Genomic DNA, 17569 nt, shown 5'->3' with positions numbered 1-17569 from the left:
CAGCGCGCGCCGTCGGCAAGCCGCCGTCCGAAACGGCCCCGAGCCCCGGCGTGACGCGCAGCGCCCTTGCTCCCGCGAATCCCCAACCCCGGCTCTCACCGCCCCCGCATGAACAACTTGTCCAACTCGCCCAACGACAACTGCGCCCACGTTGGCCGCCCGTGATTGCACTGGCCGGAGCGCTCGGTCTCTTCCATCTCGCGCAGCAGCGCGTTCATTTCCGGCAGGGTCAGGCGGCGCCCCGCGCGCACCGAGCCGTGGCAGGCCATGGTGGAAAGCAGTTCGTTCTCCAGCTCCTGCAGGCGGCGCGAGCTGCCGTGCTGGGCCAGTTCAGCCAGCACGTCGCGGGCCAGTTGCGCCACGTCGGCCCCGTCGAGCAGCGCGGGGATGCGCCGCACCACGACGCCCGACGGGCCGCTGCGCGAAAGCTCCAGGCCCCACTCGGCCAGCGCGTCGGCATGTTCCTCGGCGGCGGCGGCCTCCCTTGCGCTCACCGCGATGCCGAGCGGCACCAGCAGCAACTGCGAACGCAGGTTGCTGCACACGCGACCGGCCTTGAGCTTCTCGTAGGTGATCCGCTCGTGCGCCGCATGCATGTCCACCAGCACCAGCCCGGCAGCGTTCTCGGCGAGGATGTAGATGTTCTTCAGCTGGGCAATCGCGAAACCCAGCGGCGGCGCCTCGCCGGGTTCGGGCTCGGGCATCGGCACCGCGTTGGCGGCGGTGCCAAGCAGCGCGGCGTAATCGGCCAGCGGCTCGTCGCGCACGCCCAGCGACAGCCGGCTCTGGCTCGCGCTGGCCGGCCATGCCGCCGGCATCGGCATCGGCATCGGTGCGGCCGCGGCCATGCGCAGGCCGCCCTCGGCCTCGTGCGCGGGCGACCCCACCTGCCCCGCGCGCGTCTGCGCCAATGCCTCGTGCAGGGTGCGGAACAGGAAATCGTGCACCAGCCGCTGCTCGCGGAAACGCACCTCGTGCTTGGCCGGGTGCACGTTCACGTCGACCCCGGCCGGGTCGAGTTCGAGGTACAGCACGAAGGCGGCGTGGCGACCGTGGAACAGCACGTCGGCATACGCCTGGCGCACGGCGTGGGCGACGATGCGATCACGCACCAGGCGCCCGTTGACGTAGAAATACTGCGCATCGGCCTGCGCCCGCGACGCGGTCGGCAAGCCGACCCAGCCGGACAACTGCAAGCCGGCGGCGGCGTGCTCGACGCGCAGGCTGCGTTGCGGGAATTCCGCGCCGAGCACTTCGGCCACGCGCTGCAGTGCGGCCTGTTCGTCGCGCGCCGCCTTCCACACGCGCACCGGCTTGCCGTTGTGGCTGAGTCGAAACTCCACCGAACTGCGCGCCAGCGACAGCGACTTCAGCAGATCGTCGATGTGCGCGAATTCGGTGCGCTCGGCGCGCATGAATTTCTTGCGCGCCGGCACGTTGTAGAACAGGTCGCGCACCTCCACGCTGGTGCCCGGTGGGTGCTGCGCCGGGCGTGCGGCCTGCAACCGGCCGCCATCGACCTCGATACGGAAGGCGGCCTCCTGGCCGGCGGTGCGCGAGACCAGCGCGAAGCGCGACACCGACGACACCGAGGCCAGCGCCTCGCCGCGAAAACCCATGCTGGCGACGTGTTCGAGATCGTCGAAGCTGCCGATCTTGCTGGTGGCATGCGAGGCCACCGCCAGCGGCAGGTCGTCCAGCGCGATGCCGCCGCCGTCGTCGCGCACGCGGATCAACCGCGCGCCGCCAGCCTCGATGTCCACCTCGATGCGCGTGGCGCCGGCGTCGAGGCTGTTCTCGACCAGTTCCTTGACCACCGAGGACGGCCGCTCGATGACCTCGCCGGCGGCGATCTGATTGATGAGTTCGGGAGGAAGCGCACGGATGTTGGCCATCCGCGGACTTTAGCAGCCTGCCGTCGGAAGGCGGATCAGCCGGACGGGATCGTCAGCACCGCGCCGGCCTGCACGATGTTGCTGCGGATCTGGTTGGCGGTCTTGAGCGCGCCCACGCTGATTCCGTATTGCTGCGCGATGCCGCTGAGGCTTTCGCCGCGTGCGACCTTGTGCGTATCCGCGGCGCCACCCGTCGCCTTGACAGCGCTGCCGGCGGACGTGTCGACGGTTGCCACGCGCACACCGCGGCGCCTGGCCGCCTGCGCGGCGAACCAGGTGCCCGGCGGCGGCGTCGATTCGAAATAATTCCTGACGCCGGACATCACCGCGTTGGCCAGCAGCTTCTGGTGCGACGGGTCGCGCAGCTTGCGCTCTTCGGCCGGGTTGCTGATGAAGGCCGTCTCCACCAGGATCGAAGGCACGTCGGGCGAACGCAGCACCACGAAGTTGGCGCGCTCGACATGGCCACGATGGGTCGGGCCGAGCTTGGCCAGCGCGCGCAACACATTGCCGGCCACCTCGTCGCTGGCCTGGATCGCCCAGCCCTGCTGCAGGTCCAGCAACACCTTGGCGAGGCCGTCGTCCTTGTCGTCCAGGCTGATGCCGCCGATCAGGTCGGCGCGGTTCTGCCCGTCGGCGAGCCAGCGCGCAGCCATGCTGGTCTTGCCGCGCGGCGACAGCACCCACACCGACGAGCCGCGGGCGTCGTCGCTGGTGAAGGAGTCGGCATGGATCGACACGAACAGGTCGGCGTTGTGCTCGCGGGCGATTTCGTAGCGGCGCTTGAGCGGGATGAAGGTATCACCATCGCGAGTCAGCACCGCCTTCATGCCGGGCTGCCGGTTGATCTCGGCAGCGAGGTCGCGCGCCACCGCCAGGGTGACGTTCTTCTCCAGCGTGCCGGCCGGACCGTGGGCGCCCTGGTCCTTGCCGCCATGGCCGGCGTCGATCGCCACCACCACGGCGCGCTGTCCGTTGAGCATCGCCGCAGCCTGCTCGGCGGCGACCCGGCGGCTGCGCGTGGGGTTGCTGTAGTTGACGGTCGGGACCGGCGCGCTGGCAGCGGGCGCCTCGGCGACCGGCGGCTTGGCGCTCGGCGCGCTGCCCGGGTACAGATCCAGCACCAGCCGGTAATTTTCGCCGGCGGTGGGCTTGAGCACGAAACTCTTGAGCGTGCTGGCGGGATCGACCATGGCGATCAGTTGCAGGTCGTCGCCGCGACGCGCATGGCTGATGCCACGAAACAAGCCTTGTGCCGCCGGCGCGGAGAAGCCGCCCGCAGCCTGACTGTCGCGCAGGTCCACCACGATCCGGCCGTCCTTCTGCGCGATCGTGTAGTGCAGCGGACCGTCCGCATCGAGCACTACGCGGGTGTACTGCGAACCTGCCCAGACGCGGGCGTCCTTGACCTGGGCGGCTTGCGCCGCGCACGGCAAAAACGCCGCCAGCATCACTGCGACGCCCCAACCGGCCAGCTTGTTCAGATAACCCCGCATGGGCCGCATTGAAACGCAGTCGCCATCTGAATGCAAGCGGGTTTTCCTTTTAATATCCGCCACCTGCAGTGCATTCATCAGGGGATATCAAGTTATCGGCCGCAAGTGCCACATTTCGAACAGCTCCCTGCCCGATTCGGCGACCGGAGAAAACCCAAGCAGAAATAGTCACTTGGAGTGTCAGGACAGGCGCGAGAGCAACTCGTCGCCACGCACGGTATCGGCACGCAGGACGGCCTGGCGACCGGTCCCGGCGTAATCGAGATGAACGTGGAGATCCGCCGCCGGCAAGGCGCCGGCACCGCGTTCGGGCCACTCCACCAGCACCAGCGCAGCCGGGTCGGCCAGCGTGTCCAGGCCCAGCCACTCCAGCTCGGCGGGGTCGGCAATGCGGTACAGGTCGAGATGCCAGGCCGGTCGCTGCGCGGTCGCATAGCCCTCGACCAGGCTGTAGGTCGGGCTCTTGACCCGCTCGCCCACGCCCAGCGCCAGCAGCAGGGCCCGGGCGAAACTGGTCTTGCCGGCGCCGAGCGGGCCATGCAGGTAGACCACCAGGCCGTGATCCAGCAGGCCGGCCACGCGTTGCGCCAGTGCGGCGGTCGCGGCCTCGTCCGGCAAGCTGCGGGAAAGCTCGTTGGACATGGTCCCGTTCATTCGTCGGTTTCACAGGGAACGGCATTGCCGAGCCGCCGCAGCGGCAGCAGCAGGTCACTGGCCAGCAAGCCGCGCTCGCCCTCGCATGCGGCGAGGTCGCCGGCCCGCGCATGCAGGCCGACGCCGAGGCGTGCCGCCTGCCAGGCGTCGCAGCCTTGCGCGAGCATCGCCGCGACGATGCCGGTGAGCAGGTCGCCCATGCCGCCGGATGCCATGCCGGGGTTGCCCCACGGACAGACGTCCAGACGTCCATTCGGATCGGCCACCAGGCTGCCGGCGCCCTTCAGCACCACGACGGCATCGAAGCGCGCGGCCAGCTCGCGCGCGGCCGCGAAACGGTCACGCTCGACCGCCTCCACGGAACGGCCGAGCAATCGCGCCGCCTCGCCCGGATGCGGTGTCAGCACGGTCGGCGCGGTGAATCGCCGAGGCTCCTTCGCCAGCAGGTTGAGGCCGTCGGCGTCGAGCACCAGCGGCTTGCGGGCATCCAGCGCGGTCAGCCACAGCGCATGCGACCACGCGGACTGGCCGAGCCCCGGGCCGAGCGCCAGCGTGTCGGCACGCTCCAGCAGCGGCCGCAGCGCCTGCGGGCCGTCCACGCCGTGGGCCATCAATTCCGGTCGCGCGGCGTTGAGCGCGCCCACGTGTTCGGCATGCGTGGCGACGCTGACCAGGCCGGCACCGGCGCGCAGTGCCGCCGCGCCGGCCAGGTGCACGGCGCCGGCCATGCCCTGCCCGCCACCGATCACCAGCACATGGCCATAATTGCCCTTGTTGGCATAGCGACGGCGCGGCGGCAGGCTCGCGGCAACAAGCAGATGCGCGTCCGGCGCCACCTGCGCAAACGCACTGGCCGGCACGCCCAGCGTCGCCAGCTCCAGCACGCCCGTGCAGTCGGCCGCGCGACCGGTGTGCAGGCCGCGCTTGTCGGCGATGAAAGTGACCGTGAGATCCGCGCGGATCGCGGCACCGGGGCACTGCCCGCTGTCGGCGTCCAGCCCGGACGGCACGTCGAGCGCCAGGACGGGGATGCCGCTGCCGTTGATGCGTTCGATCAGCGCCGCGGCAGCCGGCTCGGGCGCGCGGTTCAAGCCGATGCCGTACAGCGCATCCACCTGCACGTCGGGCTCCGGCAATTCGTGCAGTGCGTCGACGGCATGCACTGCACCGCCGGCGTCCACCCACGCGGCACGCGCCGATGCGGCATCGCCGCGCGACGTGTCGGCCAGCGCCACCATGTCGACCTGCAGGCCCGCTTCGCGCGCCAGCACGCCAAGCAGGAAGCCATCGCCGCCGTTGTTGCCCGGGCCGCAATGCACGCGAAGCCTGCGCGCCCGCGGCCAGCGCCGGCGCAGGCTGCGCAGGGCATCGCTGGCGGCACGGCGCATCAACTCGCTGCCGGAGATGCCCAGTGCATCCAGCGCGGCGCGATCGATCCGCCGCATGTCGTCGACGGTGTACAGGTCGCGGGGCGAAGGTTCGGACATGCGGCGAATTATAGGGGTGCGACTAGACTATGCGGATGTCCGTGTCGTCCGCTTCCGCCTCAACCGATTACGCCGCGCTCGCCCGCGACATCAAGCGCTGGGCGCGCGAACTGGGGTTTGCCGAGACCGGCATCAGCGGTGTCGACCTCGCCGAGGATGAGCGGCATCTGCAGCGCTGGCTCGATGCCGGCCGGCACGGCGAGATGGAGTACATGGCCAGACACGGCAGCAAGCGCACCCGCCCGGCTGAACTGGAACCGGGCACGCAACGCGTCATCTCGGTGCGCATGGATTACGCCCCACCCGGCACCGCCAACGCCTGGGACGTGCTCGGCGACGGCGAGGCCGGCTACGTCTCGCGTTACGCGCTGGGCCGCGACTATCACAAGCTGATGCGCAACCGCCTGCAGAAATTGGCCGAGCGCATCCGCGCCGCGGTGGGCGAGTTCGGCCATCGCGCCTATGTCGATTCCGCGCCGGTGATGGAAAAAGCGCTGGCGCGCAACTCGGGGCTGGGCTGGATCGGCAAGCACACCGTGCTGATCAACCGTCATGCCGGCTCGTACTTCTTCCTCGGCGAGCTGTACACCGACCTGCCGCTACCGGTGGATGCACCGGCCAGCGCGCACTGCGGCACCTGCACGCGCTGCATCGAGGTGTGCCCGACCCAGGCAATCACCGGGCCGTACCAGCTCGACGCCAAACGCTGCATTTCGTATCTCACGATCGAGCTCAAGGGCAGCATTCCCGAAGAGCTGCGCGCGCCGATGGGCAACCGCATCTTCGGTTGCGACGACTGCCAGCTGGTATGCCCCTGGAACAAATTCGCGCAGGTCGCCACCGAGGCGGATTTCGCGCCGCGGCACAGCCTGGACGGCGCGAAGCTGGTCGAGCTGTTCGGCTGGAGCGAGGAGGAGTTTCTCAAACGTACCGAAGGCATGGCGATCCGCCGCACCGGCTACGAAGGCTGGCTGCGCAACATCGCCGTGGCGCTGGGCAACGCGCCGCCCGGCGATGCCATCGACGCCGCCCTCGCCAGCCGCGCCGAGGATGCCTCGCCCGTGGTCCGCGAACACGTCGCATGGGCACGGGCGCAGCAGGCCAGCCGGCGGCGCGACGGCTGAGCCGCTGTTGTCAGCCGGCGACCCGAAGCTGGCGCATCGACGGTCGCTCACGATAGAGCCGGCAGGCCAGGTCGATCACGACGATCAGCACGACCACGCCCAGTGCCCCGCGCGCGCCATCATCGGTGGCCTTGGCCTGGAACATGCCGCCGACGGCGATCCACCAGAGCAGCAGCGCCACCCAGGCCAGGCTCGAGAGCATGCCCAACCGCCGCAACAAACTCGACCAGCGTCCCTGCCTGTACGCCGACAGTTGCAGCGCGAACGTGGCGCCCCACAGCAACAGCACCGGCCAGGCACGCCGGGACAGGAAGCCGTCATCGAAGGCAAACACCTGCGGCAGGACGCCCGGCAGCATCGGCGCGACCCACGGCAGGCTGACCATCAAGGCCACGCCGAGCACGAACCACACCAGCCCGAACAGCATGACAGGCCGATTGACCCGCTCCGGATCGACCATGCGCGGCCGCCATGCCGGCTGCCAGCCGTGGCTCCGAATCAACGCCGCGACCAGCGCCGACATCACCATCAGCCCGGGCCACCACAACGCTCCCAGGCCGGCACTGAACCACCACGCCACCAGGGGCTGGTCGCCGCCGAACACGCGTGGCAAGGTCAGTGCCCATTGCAGAGCCACGCCACCAAAGGCAAACAGGGCGAACGAACGGGTCTGCATCGCCGGGATGACAACCGCGCCGGCGGGGTGGTAACGCTCGGCCACCTGCGCAGGCGTGCCGAACTCCCGCAGCATCGCCAGCACCATGGCGTCGTCGGCTGGCGTACCGGCCGATTGCGCGCGATCGGCCAGCATCTCGCCAAGCAGGCCGTGCAACTCCAGCCCGACCTCCTGGCGCTCGCGGCCGGGCAGGCGGCGCATCACTTCGGCAACGTAAGTCCGGATCACGTCGTTCGGATTCATGCGGTGTCTCCCTCCAGCAGGCCAGCCATGGTCCCGACAAGGGCGTGCCACGAGGCCGTCAGTTCGGCGAGCAACGCCTCGCCCGCGTCGTTCAAGCGGTAATAGCGCCGCGGCGGGCCATCCTCGATGCGCCATTCCGAGGCCAGCACGCCCTGTTTTTCCAGGCGCCGCAGCAAGGGGTAGAGCGTGCCCTCCTCGATCGGCATGCCGCGCCGGGCCAACGCCTGGCGCAGCGAATAGCCGTACTGCACCTCGCGCAGCTGGGACAGCACGGCGACGACGAGCACGCCACGGCGCAGTTCCAGCTCCAGTTTGGGCAACGGATTGTCGGAGGAGTCAGCCATGCACGGCACCGTAGTGTTTGGCGCACTCTACATAGCAACACACAGTACGTCAACGCCAAAAGCGGACCCGGCGGGACCGCCTTGCGTGGAAAGGAGACAAGGGCGCGACCCCGCCGCCGCTGGATGGTGCGGCGTCAACGCGACGCAGAGGGTGACAGCTGCCGCAGCGGAAGCGTCAGGCGGCGGCCATCTGCTTGGGGATCGAGCGGTTGGTGTGGCTGATGCGGTTGCCTTCGCCAGCGGCGATGTACACGCAGGTGGGCTGGAATTTCTCCAGCTCCGCCTCGTTCAGCTGGGCGAAGGCGGCAATGATGACGATGTCGCCGGGCTTGGCCCGATGCGCGGCGCTGCCGTTCACCGAGATGATCCCCGAGCCTTCCTCGGCGCGCAGCGCGTAGGTGACGAAGCGCTTGCCGTTGTTGACGTTCCACGCGTGGATCTGCTCGTACTCGCGGATGCCCGACGCATCCAGCAGCAAGCCGTCGATCGCGATCGAGCCTTCGTAGTGCAGCTCGGCGTGCGTCACCGTGGCGCGGTGGATCTTGGCCTTGAGCATGTTCAGGTGCATGACGTTGTTCCCGCGGTGCTCCGCAAAGTCGGCGATTATCGAACCGATGGCGCTGCGCTGCAACATCAACGGCCCGCCCACGATATGTGCGGGCGGCTCAGTCCAACAGCAAGTTGTCGATCAGCCGGGTGCCGCCCAGCCGCGCGGCGATCAGCGCCACCAGCCCGTCACGCTGGCCATCGTCCGGCTCGGCGAGATCCCCGGCCCGGCGGATCGCCGCGTAGTGGGGCACGAAGCCGGCGCGGGTCAGCTGGGCTTCGGCCACCTGCTCCACGGCGCGCCAGGCGTGGCCCTGGCCCAGCAAGTCGCGCATTTTCAGCAAGGTGTCGTGTATCAGCGGCGCCCGCGCACGCTCCTGCGCCGAAAGGTACTGGTTGCGCGAACTCAGCGCCAACCCGTCGTCGTCGCGCACGATGGGCGCGGCGATCACCTTCACTGGCAGCGACAGGTCGCGCACCATGCGCTCGATCACCTTGAGCTGCTGGAAATCCTTCTGCCCGAACACGGCCAGGTCCGGATTGACCAGGTTGAACAGCTTGCACACCACGGTGGCCACGCCATCGAAGTGCCCGGGCCGGTGGGCACCTTCCAGCGTGGCGGTGACCTGCGGCACGCGCAGGTTCACGCTGAGCGCGGCGCCGTAGGGATAGATCGTGGCGACCTCGGGTGCAAACAGCAGGTCGCAACCTTCGTCGGCCAGCGCCGCCTGGTCGTGCACCAGGGTGCGCGGGTAGCGCTCGAAATCCTCGCCGGGGCCGAACTGGGTCGGATTGACGAACACGCTCGCCACCACCCGATCGGCACGCGCCCGCGCCAGCCGCACCAGCGACTGGTGGCCGGCGTGCAGATTGCCCATGGTCGGCACGAAGCCGACCGTCTGGCCCTTGCTGCGCCAGCCGCGAACCGCGGCGCGCAACGCCGGCGCATCCTGAACCGTTTGCATGGTGGAAACTCGTCAGCTCAGTTGAAACAATGTTCCGGCGCCGGAAAGGCACCGCTGCGCACGTCGTCCGCATAGGCGCGGATCGCCGCTGCCACAGAATCGCGGCCGGCGAGAAAATCCTTGCTGAACTTGGGGCGCTTGCCGGGCGTGACGCCGAGCATGTCGTGGATCACCAGCACCTGGCCATCGCAATGCGGGCCGGCGCCGATGCCGATCACCGGGATCTCCACCGCCGCGGTCACGCGCCGGCCCAGTTCGACCGGCACGCCCTCCATCACCAGCAATTGCGCGCCCGCCGCCTGCACCGCCAACGCGTCGGCCACCAGTTGATCCGCCGCGGCCTGCTCCCGGCCCTGGACGCGGAAACCGCCGAAGCGGTGCACGGATTGCGGGGTCAGTCCCAGATGCGCGCATACCGGCATGGCCCGCGCGGTCAGCGCGGCGATGCCCTCCAGCACGTGCGCGGCGGCGCCTTCGAGCTTCACCATCGCCGCACCCGCTTCACCGACCAGCCGCGCACCGGCCGCGAGCACGTGGGCGACGTCGCGATCGGCCATGAACGGCAGGTCGGCCACCAGCAAGGTGGCGGACAAGCCGCGCGCCACGGCTGCGGTGTGGTAGACCATCTGGTCGAGTGTCACCGGCAAGGTGCTGGCGTGTCCTTGCACCACCATGCCGAGCGAATCGCCGACCAGCGCCACGTCGATGCCCGCCGCTTCCAGTTGCCAGGCGAAGCTGGCGTCGTAGGCCGTCAGCATGGTGATGCGCTGGCCTTGCGCCTTCATCGCGCGCAGGCCCGGCACGGTCACCGGCTTGCGGTCGGGGAGATTGGCGTTCTGCACGTACACGGGGGTTTCCTGGTCGGCGAGGGTGACTGCCGATTATGGCGCAAGCAGCCGCTCGCAACCGGCCGGGTCGACCCGCACCAGCAGCTCGGCCACGCGCCCCTGGCCGGGCAGGTGCAGATCCGGTACGACATCGTTCAGCGGCAACAGCACGAAGGCACGCTCGGCCAACCGCGGGTGCGGCAGGGTCAATGCCGGATCGTCGCGACGCACGCCCTCGACATGCAGCAGATCCAGGTCGAGCGTGCGTGGCCCGTTGCGTTCGGCGCGGACGCGGCCGGCGCGCTGCTCGATCGCCAGCAGGTGCTGCAGCAGCGCTTCGGGCGACAGCGTCGTCTCCAGCTCGGCCACGGCATTGATGAAGGATGGTTGATCGAGCACGCCCCAGGGCGGCGTGCGGTAAAGCGGCGAACGCTGCAGCACGCGGGTGCCGGGCAGGTCGGCGAGCGCGGCGAACGCGTCGAGCACCTGCTGGCGCGGTTCGCCGAGATTGCTGCCCAGCGCCACGTAGGCCAGGGTCATTCGGAGGCCGGGCTGTCGCTGCGCTTGCGTCGACGCCGTCGCGGGCGCGGCGGCTTGCGTACCGCCGGCGCGGGAGCTGCCTCTGCCGCGGCCGCGCCGCTGAGCACCGGCAAGGCCGCAGCCAGCACGTCCTGCGGCAGGCGCTGAGCGTGCGCCCACCACTGCCCCAGCTCACGCATCGCCGGCGATTCGTCGGCGCGCAACAACAGGAAATCGAACGCCGCGCGGAACCGCGGATGTGCCATCAGGCGGAACACCCGCTTGCGTTGCACCTGCTCGAAACGCGGCTGCAGCGACCAGATCTCTTCCATGGTGAAGGTGAAGCGCCGCGGGATCGCCACCCGCTGGCACTGTTCGCCGACCACCTTGGCAGCCGCGCGCGACCACGCCTCGGCGCTGTCCAGGCCGCGCTCGATGCCGAGTTGGGCCTCGTCGCGCACCTCGCCCCACAGCAGCACCGCGAACAGGAACGCGGGGGTGACCGACTTGCCTTCGCCGATGCGCGCATCGGTGTTGGCCAGGCCCTGCTCCACCAGCGAGCGCAACGCCGCATCGCCACGCTTGAGCGCGCGCGCGGTGGCCGGGAACAGGAACTTCAGCAGGCCGCACTGCTCCAGCATGCGGAAACTCTTCAGGCCGTTGCCGGACAGGAACATCTTCAGCGATTCGTCGAACAGCCGCGCCGGCGCGGCGTCGCCCAGCAGCGGCCCCAGCGATTCGAAAGGCGCCGCCGCCGCCGCGTCGATGCGCATGCCGAGCTTGCCCGCCAGCCGCGCGGCGCGCAGCATCCGCACGGGATCTTCGTGGTAGCGCACCTCGGGGTCGCCGATCAGGCGCAGCACGCGATCGTGCAGGTCCTGCATGCCGCCGACGTAGTCGCGCACGGAGAAATCGCCGATGTCGTAATACAGGGCATTGACGCGAAAATCGCGGCGCAGCGCGTCCTCCTCGATGGTGCCCCAGATGTTGTCGCGCACGATGCGGCCGTCGACGATGTGGCGGTCGCCCTCGCCTTCCTCGCCGGTGCCGCGGAAGGTGGCGACTTCGATGATCTCCGGGCCGAACACCACGTGCGCCAGGCGGAACCGTCGCCCGATCAGGCGGCAGTTGCGGAAGAGCTTCTTGACCTCCTCCGGCGTGGCGTCGGTGGCGACGTCGAAATCCTTCGGACGAAACCCCAGCAACAGGTCGCGCACCGCGCCACCGACGAGGTAGGCGGCATAACCGGCGTCATGCAGCCGGTACAGCACGCGCAGCGCGGCCTTGCTGATGTTCGCCCGCGAAATGATGTGCTGGTCGCGCGGAATGATCCGCAGCGCGGGGGTGGGATCGGTGCCTGGTGTGGGGTTCAAGCGGTTGGAATCCTTGCGGGACGCAGGCGCCCCGTGCTTGCCATGTTCACGATGCCGAGCATCAACAAATAGCCGCGGCAGGACGACGATCTGCGCGCCTGCGCGGCAGGCTTCGACGCGCGTCGACCGGGCGTTGCCGCGCGAAGCAATTCCGCTATACTAGCGCGCTTCGCCGCACAACGCTCCCTTCGTCTAGTGGCCCAGGACACCGCCCTCTCAAGGCGGGAACACGAGTTCGAGTCTCGTAGGGAGCGCCATTTGGTTGTGCAATCTTCCATGATTGCCATGGTCTGGAAGGAGTGCGGTAGCCCAAGGTTACCGGCTATCGGCTGGATCAAAAGCAGCCATCCATGGCCGCACTGTCTGTCACCTGTGCGATCATCCCCGATCGCGGTTGTCCGGGAACATCCGGACAGCAGGGAGTTCCGGGCCTTCGGCCGGATCAGAAGCGGCCATCCATGGCCGCACTTTTCAAAAGAGCCCTCTGCCGAACCCCGCGAGAGCCCTTCGGTGTACTTTGCCGTGGATCTGCGTCGTTTTTCAGAAGAGCGTTCCATCTGCCCCTTCCTACAGCCGAGTTGACTTCATGACTTTCGTCGTCATCGACAACTGCATCAAGTGCAAGTACACCGATTGCGTCGAGGTGTGCCCGGTGGATGCCTTTCACGAAGGCCCGAACTTCCTGGTGATCGACCCGGACGAGTGCATCGACTGCACCCTGTGCGAGCCGGAGTGCCCGATCAACGCGATCTACCCGGAGGACGACGTGCCGGTGGGGCAGGAGCCGCTGGTGGCGCTCAACGCCGAGCTGGCCAAGAGCTGGCCGGTGATCACCGAGCGCAAGGACGCTCCCGCCGACGCCGGCGACTGGGAAGGCAAGCCGGACAAGCTGGCGCTGCTCGAGCGCTGAACCGGCCTGCCGTCACGATGTCGAAACGAAAACGCCGCCCCTCCGGGCGGCGTTTTCGCATGCGTGGCGCGCTTGCGATCAATCCAGCTTCGACTTCAGCCGATCGATCACCTTGGCCACCGCGCCCAGCGAATCGCTCTGCGCGCGGATCTCGCTGCCGGCGTCGCCGCGGCTCTCCACGTTGATCTGTACCTGGTGCATGCCGCCACCGGCGGTGCTAGCAGAATCATCCCGGTGTCGGCCGAACAGTCGCGAGAAGAAACCGCGCTTCTTGCCGGTGGCGGCCGCCGTCACGCTGACCACGTAGGAGTGCGTGGCGTCGTCGTGGCTGACCAGTTGGCCCGCCTTGCCGTCGGCCAGCACCTTGCCCACCTGCTGGTACACGCTGTCGACCGTGCCCTCGTGCACGAAGCCGTCGGAGATCTGCCCTGCCTGGCCCGGCACGCCCGCCACGGAGGCAGTCGCGCCGTCCGCCGTCGGCTGGTTCGCGCCCGGCGGCGGAATCACCAGGGCGTCGCTGGTGGAGGGACGATCCATGCTGGGCGGAATCTCCAGCGGCGCCTCCTGCCGGGCCTTCTGCCAGGCGCTGTGCGAACGGAACATGCCGCAACCGGAGAGCAGCAGGCCGGCGAGCGCGACGGCCGGCAAGGCCACGAGGAGCGAGGTTTTCTTCATCGAATCGGATTCCGTGAGTGAGCCAGGCCCGGATCAGCGGGCACCGGTGTCTAGGATGACAGACTGGACAGCGCCTGGTGCAAGCGGGCGCGATCCGGGCCGTCGGGCAGTTCCACCAGCGGCAACCGCGGCCGGGCCGAGCCCAGCCCCAGCGGCGGCAGTCCAGCCTTGACCGCGATCGGATTGGGCGCGCAGTCCAGCGCGTGCAGCAAGGGTTCCAGTGCATCCCGGCACCGTGCCGTGGCCGCCTCGTCGCCCGCCGTGGCGGCGTCGCACAGGGTGCGGAACGGCCGCGGCACCAGGTTGGCCACCACCGAGACGGTGCCCGCCGCACCGGCAAGCATCGCCACACCGGCGCTGGCGTCGTCACCGGACAGATAGACGAAATCCGCGCGCGCAAGTTCCGCCAGCGCGGCGATCCGCGGCGCATCGCCCCGCGCTTCCTTGATGCCGATGATCGCCGGATGCTCGCTCAGGCGCGCCACCGTCTCCGGCAGCAGGTCGCAACCGGTGCGACCGGGCACGTTGTAGAGCAGCACCGGCAAGCCGCCTGCATCGGCGACCGCGGTGAAGTGTCGCCACAGGCCCTCCTGCGTGGGGCGCACGTAGTACGGCACCACCACCAGTGCCGCATCCGCGCCCAGCTCCTGCGCACGACGCGTGGCAGCGATGGTCTTCGCGGTACCGGCCTCGCCGGTGCCGGCAATCACCGGCACGCGACCTGCCACGCGCTCGATCGCGAACGTCAGCAGGCGGTCGAACTCGCCCGCCTCCAGCATGTGCGCCTCGCCGGTCGAGCCGGCCACCACCAGCGCCTGGGTGCCGCCGGCGATCTGCTGTTCGATCAGGCGGCCGAACGCCGCCAGGTCGAGGCTGTCGTCGGCCGCGAACGGCGTGACCAGCGCACAGATGCTTCCACGAATGTCCACGTGCTCGATTCCGCTGCAACGGCAAGCCCTGCATGTTACTTGCCGCTTCGCAAGACGGGCAAGTAAGCTCGATGGGAGTAACCTGATGCTTCCGCATCGGGCGGAATGCTGCCCACAGGTGGACCTCCTTGAAATCTCCCTCCACTGCCTCGCACGCGGCCGGACGCACGACTGGCGACAGCCAGTTGCTGATCCAGGCGCTCACCCCGGCCGACAAGTCGCCGCTGCTGGCGCTGGCCCGCCGCATTGCCGACGCCGGCTGCAACCTTTCCGAATCGCGCGTCTCCACCATCGGCACCGAGGTCTCGCTGATGCTGCTCGCCAGCGGCGCCTGGGATGCGCTGGCCAAGCTGGAAACCGCACTGACCAAGCTGGCCCGCGACGAAAGCCTGCGCCTGGTGCACTACCGCACCGGCCAGCGCGGCAACAGCGCGCAGCTGCCTTACCTGGTGGAAGTGGTGGCCGCCGATCGCCCCGGCATCGTCGCCCGCATCGTGGAGTTCTTCGCCCAGCACGAAATCAGCGTGGAGCAGTTGAACTCCACCCGCTATCGCGCCATGCAGACCGGCGCGGAGATGTTCCAGGCCCAGTTCACCATCGGCATCCCGGCGGACATCCACATCGCCGCCTTGCGCGACGATTTCCTGGAACTGTGCGACGGCATGAACCTCGACGCGATCATGGACCCGGTGAAGTTCTGAAGTGTTGCCGTCCGCCGAGCATCGCGCGAACGCCTTGCCCTGACAAGACCTGTCATCCGCCACCCCGGGCGCGCTAGTCTGTGGCCGTGGCCCTGCCGGAGGACGTCAGCATTGCAGAACCGCGAGTCGATTCACGCCAGCCGGCCCCGGCTTGCCCGGTCGCCTCGCCGCCGCACTGTCGTCATCCGCGCCACGTCTCCCTTCCATCCCACCGCAAGCACGGCCGCGCAGGCCGCGCAGGATGCCCCATGCCCGCCATCGGCAAGAAACTTCCCGCACTGAAAGGCACCACCGGCGACGGCACCGAGCTGAAGCTTTCCGACTACCGCGGCCAATGGCTGGTCGTGTACTTCTATCCGAAGGATTCGACCCCCGGCTGCACCAACGAGGCCAGGGACTTCCGCGACTTGCACGCGAAGTTCCGCCAACGTCACGCGCAGGTCATCGGCGTGTCACGCGACTCACCGAAATCACACGCCAACTTTGCCGCGAAGCAGGAGCTGCCGTTCCCGCTGATATCCGACGCCGACGAAACCTGGTGCCAGGCCTTCGACGTGATCCACGAGAAGGTGCTCTACGGCAAGCGCCACCTCGGCATCGTGCGCAGCACCTTCCTGATCGACCCCGACGGCAAGCTCGCCGCCGAATGGCGCGGGGTGAAAGTCCCCGGCCACGCGCAGGCCGTGCTTGACGCGATCCCCGCCGCCTGAGTCATTCGCCCTGATGAGTTGTCGCCATCCGCTTTGCCCACCCACCAGCGAGGACACTTCCGCATGACCGGAAGCAAGCGCATCTACGCTCTCGACACCAACGTCCTGCTGCATGACCCGACCTCGCTGTTCCGCTTCGAGGAACACGACGTCTTCATCCCCATGACCGTCCTGGAGGAGCTGGACGAGAAGAAGAAAGGTGCTTCGGAAGTCTCGCGCAACGGCCGCCAGGTCAGTCGCTTCCTCAACGAACTGATCGAGGCCGGCAAGCAGCACGACCTGGCGGAAGGGCTGGAACTGGCCAATCCGCAAGGCGTCAAGCTCAAGCGCGGCGGCTCGGCCGGTCGCCTCTATTTCCAGCATCGCATCACCAGCAACGGCCACACCAAGGCCGACAACCAGATCCTCGCCGCGGTGATCGAGCTGCGCGACCAAAACCAGGATCGCGACGTGATCCTGGTCACCAAGGACATCAACCTGCGCATCAAGGCCGGCATCAACGGCCTGGTTGCGGAGGATTACGAGAACGACCGCGCGCTCGACGATTTCTCCCTGCTCTACACCGGCTCGACCGAACTGCCGGCGAACTTCTGGGAGCTGCACCCGGAAGTGCACTCGTGGACCGATCACGGCCGCACCTATTACCAGCTCGATCGCCGCGAGGACGAGGCGTGGCATCCCAACGAGTGCCTCTACCTGCCCGGCGAGAACGAGATCGAACTGCGCGTGCAGAAACTGGACGACGAGCACGCGACGCTCATGCTTCTGGACGACCACTCGCACGCCAACCATCACGTCTGGGGCATCGGTGCGCGCAACCGCGAGCAGAACTTCGCGCTCAACGCGCTGATGGACCCGGAGATCGACTTCGTCACCCTGCTCGGCAACGCCGGCACCGGCAAGACCCTGCTGGCGCTGGCCGCCGGCCTGGCCCAGGTGATGGACCAGCAGCGCTACCGCGAGATCATCATGACCCGCGCCACTGTTTCCGTCGGCGAGGACATCGGCTTCCTGCCCGGCACCGAGGAAGAAAAGATGACGCCGTGGATGGGCGCGCTCACCGACAACCTCGAAGTGCTCGCCAACCCCGAGGACGGCGGCAGCTGGGGCCGCCAGGCCACCAACGACCTGCTTGCCTCGCGCATCAAGATCCGCTCGCTCAACTTCATGCGTGGGCGCACCTTCCTGTCACGCTACCTGATCATCGACGAGGCCCAGAACCTCACCCCGAAGCAGATGAAGACCCTGATCACCCGCGCAGGCCCCGGCACCAAGATCGTCTGCCTCGGCAACGTCGAACAGATCGATACTCCCTACCTCACCGAAACCACCTCCGGGCTTACCTATGCGGTGGATCGCTTCAAGAGCTGGGAGCATTCGGCGCACATCACGTTGCGGCGGGGAGAGAGGTCGCGGTTGGCGGACTTTGCGGCGGAGATGATGTAGGAGCTGGCTTTCGGTTTTCGGCGTTCGGAAGCCCGGTAGCGGAATACCT

General features: G+C 68.5%; 18 protein-coding genes and 1 tRNA gene. 6 read left to right on the top strand and 13 right to left on the bottom strand.

Annotated features, from left to right (window positions below; all coding sequences use genetic code 11):
* Positions 1–95 precede the first annotated feature (95 nt).
* From mutL to ACVCL3_RS16745, 4 genes are all read right to left on the bottom strand, one after another.
* Complete coding sequence (mutL, locus tag ACVCL3_RS16760) at positions 96–1895, bottom strand: DNA mismatch repair endonuclease MutL (protein WP_447100029.1); 1800 nt, start codon at positions 1893–1895, stop codon at positions 96–98.
* 35 nt (positions 1896–1930) lie between these two features.
* Positions 1931–3391, bottom strand: a complete 1461-nt coding sequence (locus ACVCL3_RS16755) for an N-acetylmuramoyl-L-alanine amidase (RefSeq protein ID WP_447100028.1) — start codon at positions 3389–3391, stop codon at positions 1931–1933.
* Positions 3392–3571: 180 nt separating this feature from the next.
* Entirely contained in the window at positions 3572–4033 is a 462-nt protein-coding gene (gene tsaE / locus ACVCL3_RS16750; RefSeq protein WP_447100027.1) for a tRNA (adenosine(37)-N6)-threonylcarbamoyltransferase complex ATPase subunit type 1 TsaE, read from the bottom strand.
* 8 nt (positions 4034–4041) lie between these two features.
* Entirely contained in the window at positions 4042–5532 is a 1491-nt protein-coding gene (locus ACVCL3_RS16745) for an NAD(P)H-hydrate dehydratase (protein WP_447100026.1), read from the bottom strand.
* Positions 5533–5573: 41 nt separating this feature from the next.
* Here ACVCL3_RS16745 and queG point away from each other — a divergent pair, with 41 nt between their 5' ends.
* Positions 5574–6656 (top strand): tRNA epoxyqueuosine(34) reductase QueG, encoded by a 1083-nt coding sequence (gene queG, locus ACVCL3_RS16740; protein WP_447100025.1) that lies wholly within the window; start codon positions 5574–5576, stop codon positions 6654–6656.
* A 10-nt stretch (positions 6657–6666) separates the two neighbouring features.
* On the opposite strand, the gene ACVCL3_RS16735 is transcribed toward queG, so the two are convergent.
* The 7 genes from ACVCL3_RS16735 to pcnB all read right to left on the bottom strand — a co-directional run bounded on the left by ACVCL3_RS16735 (position 6667) and on the right by pcnB (position 12149).
* The gene (locus tag ACVCL3_RS16735; RefSeq protein WP_447100024.1) at positions 6667–7575 is read right to left on the bottom strand and encodes a hypothetical protein; all 909 of its coding nucleotides are present in this window, start codon (positions 7573–7575) and stop codon (positions 6667–6669) included.
* The gene (locus ACVCL3_RS16730) at positions 7572–7919 is read right to left on the bottom strand and encodes a PadR family transcriptional regulator (protein ID WP_447100023.1); all 348 of its coding nucleotides are present in this window, start codon (positions 7917–7919) and stop codon (positions 7572–7574) included. Before ACVCL3_RS16730 ends, ACVCL3_RS16735 begins: the two co-directional genes overlap by 4 nt.
* A gap of 175 nt (positions 7920–8094) precedes the next feature.
* Positions 8095–8487 (bottom strand): aspartate 1-decarboxylase, encoded by a 393-nt coding sequence (gene panD / locus ACVCL3_RS16725; RefSeq protein ID WP_447100022.1) that lies wholly within the window; start codon positions 8485–8487, stop codon positions 8095–8097.
* Positions 8488–8584: 97 nt separating this feature from the next.
* Entirely contained in the window at positions 8585–9430 is an 846-nt protein-coding gene (panC, locus tag ACVCL3_RS16720; RefSeq protein WP_447100021.1) for a pantoate--beta-alanine ligase, read from the bottom strand.
* 17 nt (positions 9431–9447) lie between these two features.
* Positions 9448–10278 (bottom strand): 3-methyl-2-oxobutanoate hydroxymethyltransferase, encoded by an 831-nt coding sequence (gene panB / locus ACVCL3_RS16715; RefSeq protein ID WP_395119557.1) that lies wholly within the window; start codon positions 10276–10278, stop codon positions 9448–9450.
* A 33-nt stretch (positions 10279–10311) separates the two neighbouring features.
* A complete protein-coding gene (folK, locus tag ACVCL3_RS16710; RefSeq protein ID WP_447100020.1) occupies positions 10312–10797 on the bottom strand; it encodes a 2-amino-4-hydroxy-6-hydroxymethyldihydropteridine diphosphokinase in 486 nt (161 codons plus the stop codon).
* Positions 10794–12149: a polynucleotide adenylyltransferase PcnB gene (gene pcnB / locus ACVCL3_RS16705; RefSeq protein ID WP_447100019.1), complete on the bottom strand. Its 1356-nt coding sequence runs from the start codon at positions 12147–12149 to the stop codon at positions 10794–10796. The genes folK and pcnB overlap by 4 nt, the downstream gene beginning before the upstream one ends.
* Before the next feature lie 181 nt (positions 12150–12330).
* On the opposite strand from pcnB, the gene ACVCL3_RS16700 reads away from it, so the two are divergent.
* Positions 12331–12406, top strand: a tRNA-Glu gene (locus tag ACVCL3_RS16700).
* A gap of 329 nt (positions 12407–12735) precedes the next feature.
* Positions 12736–13059 (top strand): ferredoxin FdxA, encoded by a 324-nt coding sequence (gene fdxA, locus ACVCL3_RS16695; RefSeq protein ID WP_395119560.1) that lies wholly within the window; start codon positions 12736–12738, stop codon positions 13057–13059.
* A 78-nt stretch (positions 13060–13137) separates the two neighbouring features.
* On the opposite strand, the gene ACVCL3_RS16690 is transcribed toward fdxA, so the two are convergent.
* Together ACVCL3_RS16690 and dapA are read right to left on the bottom strand one after the other, a co-directional pair.
* The gene (locus ACVCL3_RS16690) at positions 13138–13734 is read right to left on the bottom strand and encodes a hypothetical protein (protein ID WP_447100018.1); all 597 of its coding nucleotides are present in this window, start codon (positions 13732–13734) and stop codon (positions 13138–13140) included.
* A 50-nt stretch (positions 13735–13784) separates the two neighbouring features.
* On the bottom strand, positions 13785–14663 hold the full coding sequence (dapA, locus tag ACVCL3_RS16685; RefSeq protein WP_447100017.1) for a 4-hydroxy-tetrahydrodipicolinate synthase: 879 nt from the start codon (positions 14661–14663) through the stop codon (positions 13785–13787).
* A 185-nt stretch (positions 14664–14848) separates the two neighbouring features.
* Between dapA and ACVCL3_RS16680 the strand changes: the two genes are divergently transcribed.
* The 3 genes from ACVCL3_RS16680 to ACVCL3_RS16670 all read left to right on the top strand — a co-directional run bounded on the left by ACVCL3_RS16680 (position 14849) and on the right by ACVCL3_RS16670 (position 17520).
* A complete protein-coding gene (locus tag ACVCL3_RS16680) occupies positions 14849–15364 on the top strand; it encodes a glycine cleavage system protein R (RefSeq protein WP_136258190.1) in 516 nt (171 codons plus the stop codon).
* A gap of 248 nt (positions 15365–15612) precedes the next feature.
* Complete coding sequence (locus tag ACVCL3_RS16675) at positions 15613–16074, top strand: peroxiredoxin (RefSeq protein ID WP_291229068.1); 462 nt, start codon at positions 15613–15615, stop codon at positions 16072–16074.
* Positions 16075–16137: 63 nt separating this feature from the next.
* Positions 16138–17520, top strand: a complete 1383-nt coding sequence (locus ACVCL3_RS16670) for a PhoH family protein (RefSeq protein ID WP_447100016.1) — start codon at positions 16138–16140, stop codon at positions 17518–17520.
* Positions 17521–17569: the final 49 nt, after the last annotated feature.

Source organism: Rhodanobacter sp. UC4437_H4, from assembly GCF_052978425.1.
The sequence above is the reverse complement of the archived record's forward strand: the minus strand, read 5'-3'. Positions and strand labels throughout refer to the sequence as shown.

Coding starts and splice junctions, on each gene's coding strand:
- mutL (WP_447100029.1), bottom strand. CDS start 1,895: ATGGCCAACATCCGTGCGCTTCCTCCCGAACTCATCAATCAGATCGCC.
- ACVCL3_RS16755 (WP_447100028.1), bottom strand. CDS start 3,391: ATGCGGGGTTATCTGAACAAGCTGGCCGGTTGGGGCGTCGCAGTGATG.
- tsaE (WP_447100027.1), bottom strand. CDS start 4,033: ATGTCCAACGAGCTTTCCCGCAGCTTGCCGGACGAGGCCGCGACCGCC.
- ACVCL3_RS16745 (WP_447100026.1), bottom strand. CDS start 5,532: ATGTCCGAACCTTCGCCCCGCGACCTGTACACCGTCGACGACATGCGG.
- ACVCL3_RS16735 (WP_447100024.1), bottom strand. CDS start 7,575: ATGAATCCGAACGACGTGATCCGGACTTACGTTGCCGAAGTGATGCGC.
- ACVCL3_RS16730 (WP_447100023.1), bottom strand. CDS start 7,919: ATGGCTGACTCCTCCGACAATCCGTTGCCCAAACTGGAGCTGGAACTG.
- panD (WP_447100022.1), bottom strand. CDS start 8,487: ATGCACCTGAACATGCTCAAGGCCAAGATCCACCGCGCCACGGTGACG.
- panC (WP_447100021.1), bottom strand. CDS start 9,430: ATGCAAACGGTTCAGGATGCGCCGGCGTTGCGCGCCGCGGTTCGCGGC.
- folK (WP_447100020.1), bottom strand. CDS start 10,797: ATGACCCTGGCCTACGTGGCGCTGGGCAGCAATCTCGGCGAACCGCGC.
- fdxA (WP_395119560.1), top strand. CDS start 12,736: ATGACTTTCGTCGTCATCGACAACTGCATCAAGTGCAAGTACACCGAT.
- ACVCL3_RS16690 (WP_447100018.1), bottom strand. CDS start 13,734: ATGAAGAAAACCTCGCTCCTCGTGGCCTTGCCGGCCGTCGCGCTCGCC.
- ACVCL3_RS16675 (WP_291229068.1), top strand. CDS start 15,613: ATGCCCGCCATCGGCAAGAAACTTCCCGCACTGAAAGGCACCACCGGC.
- ACVCL3_RS16670 (WP_447100016.1), top strand. CDS start 16,138: ATGACCGGAAGCAAGCGCATCTACGCTCTCGACACCAACGTCCTGCTG.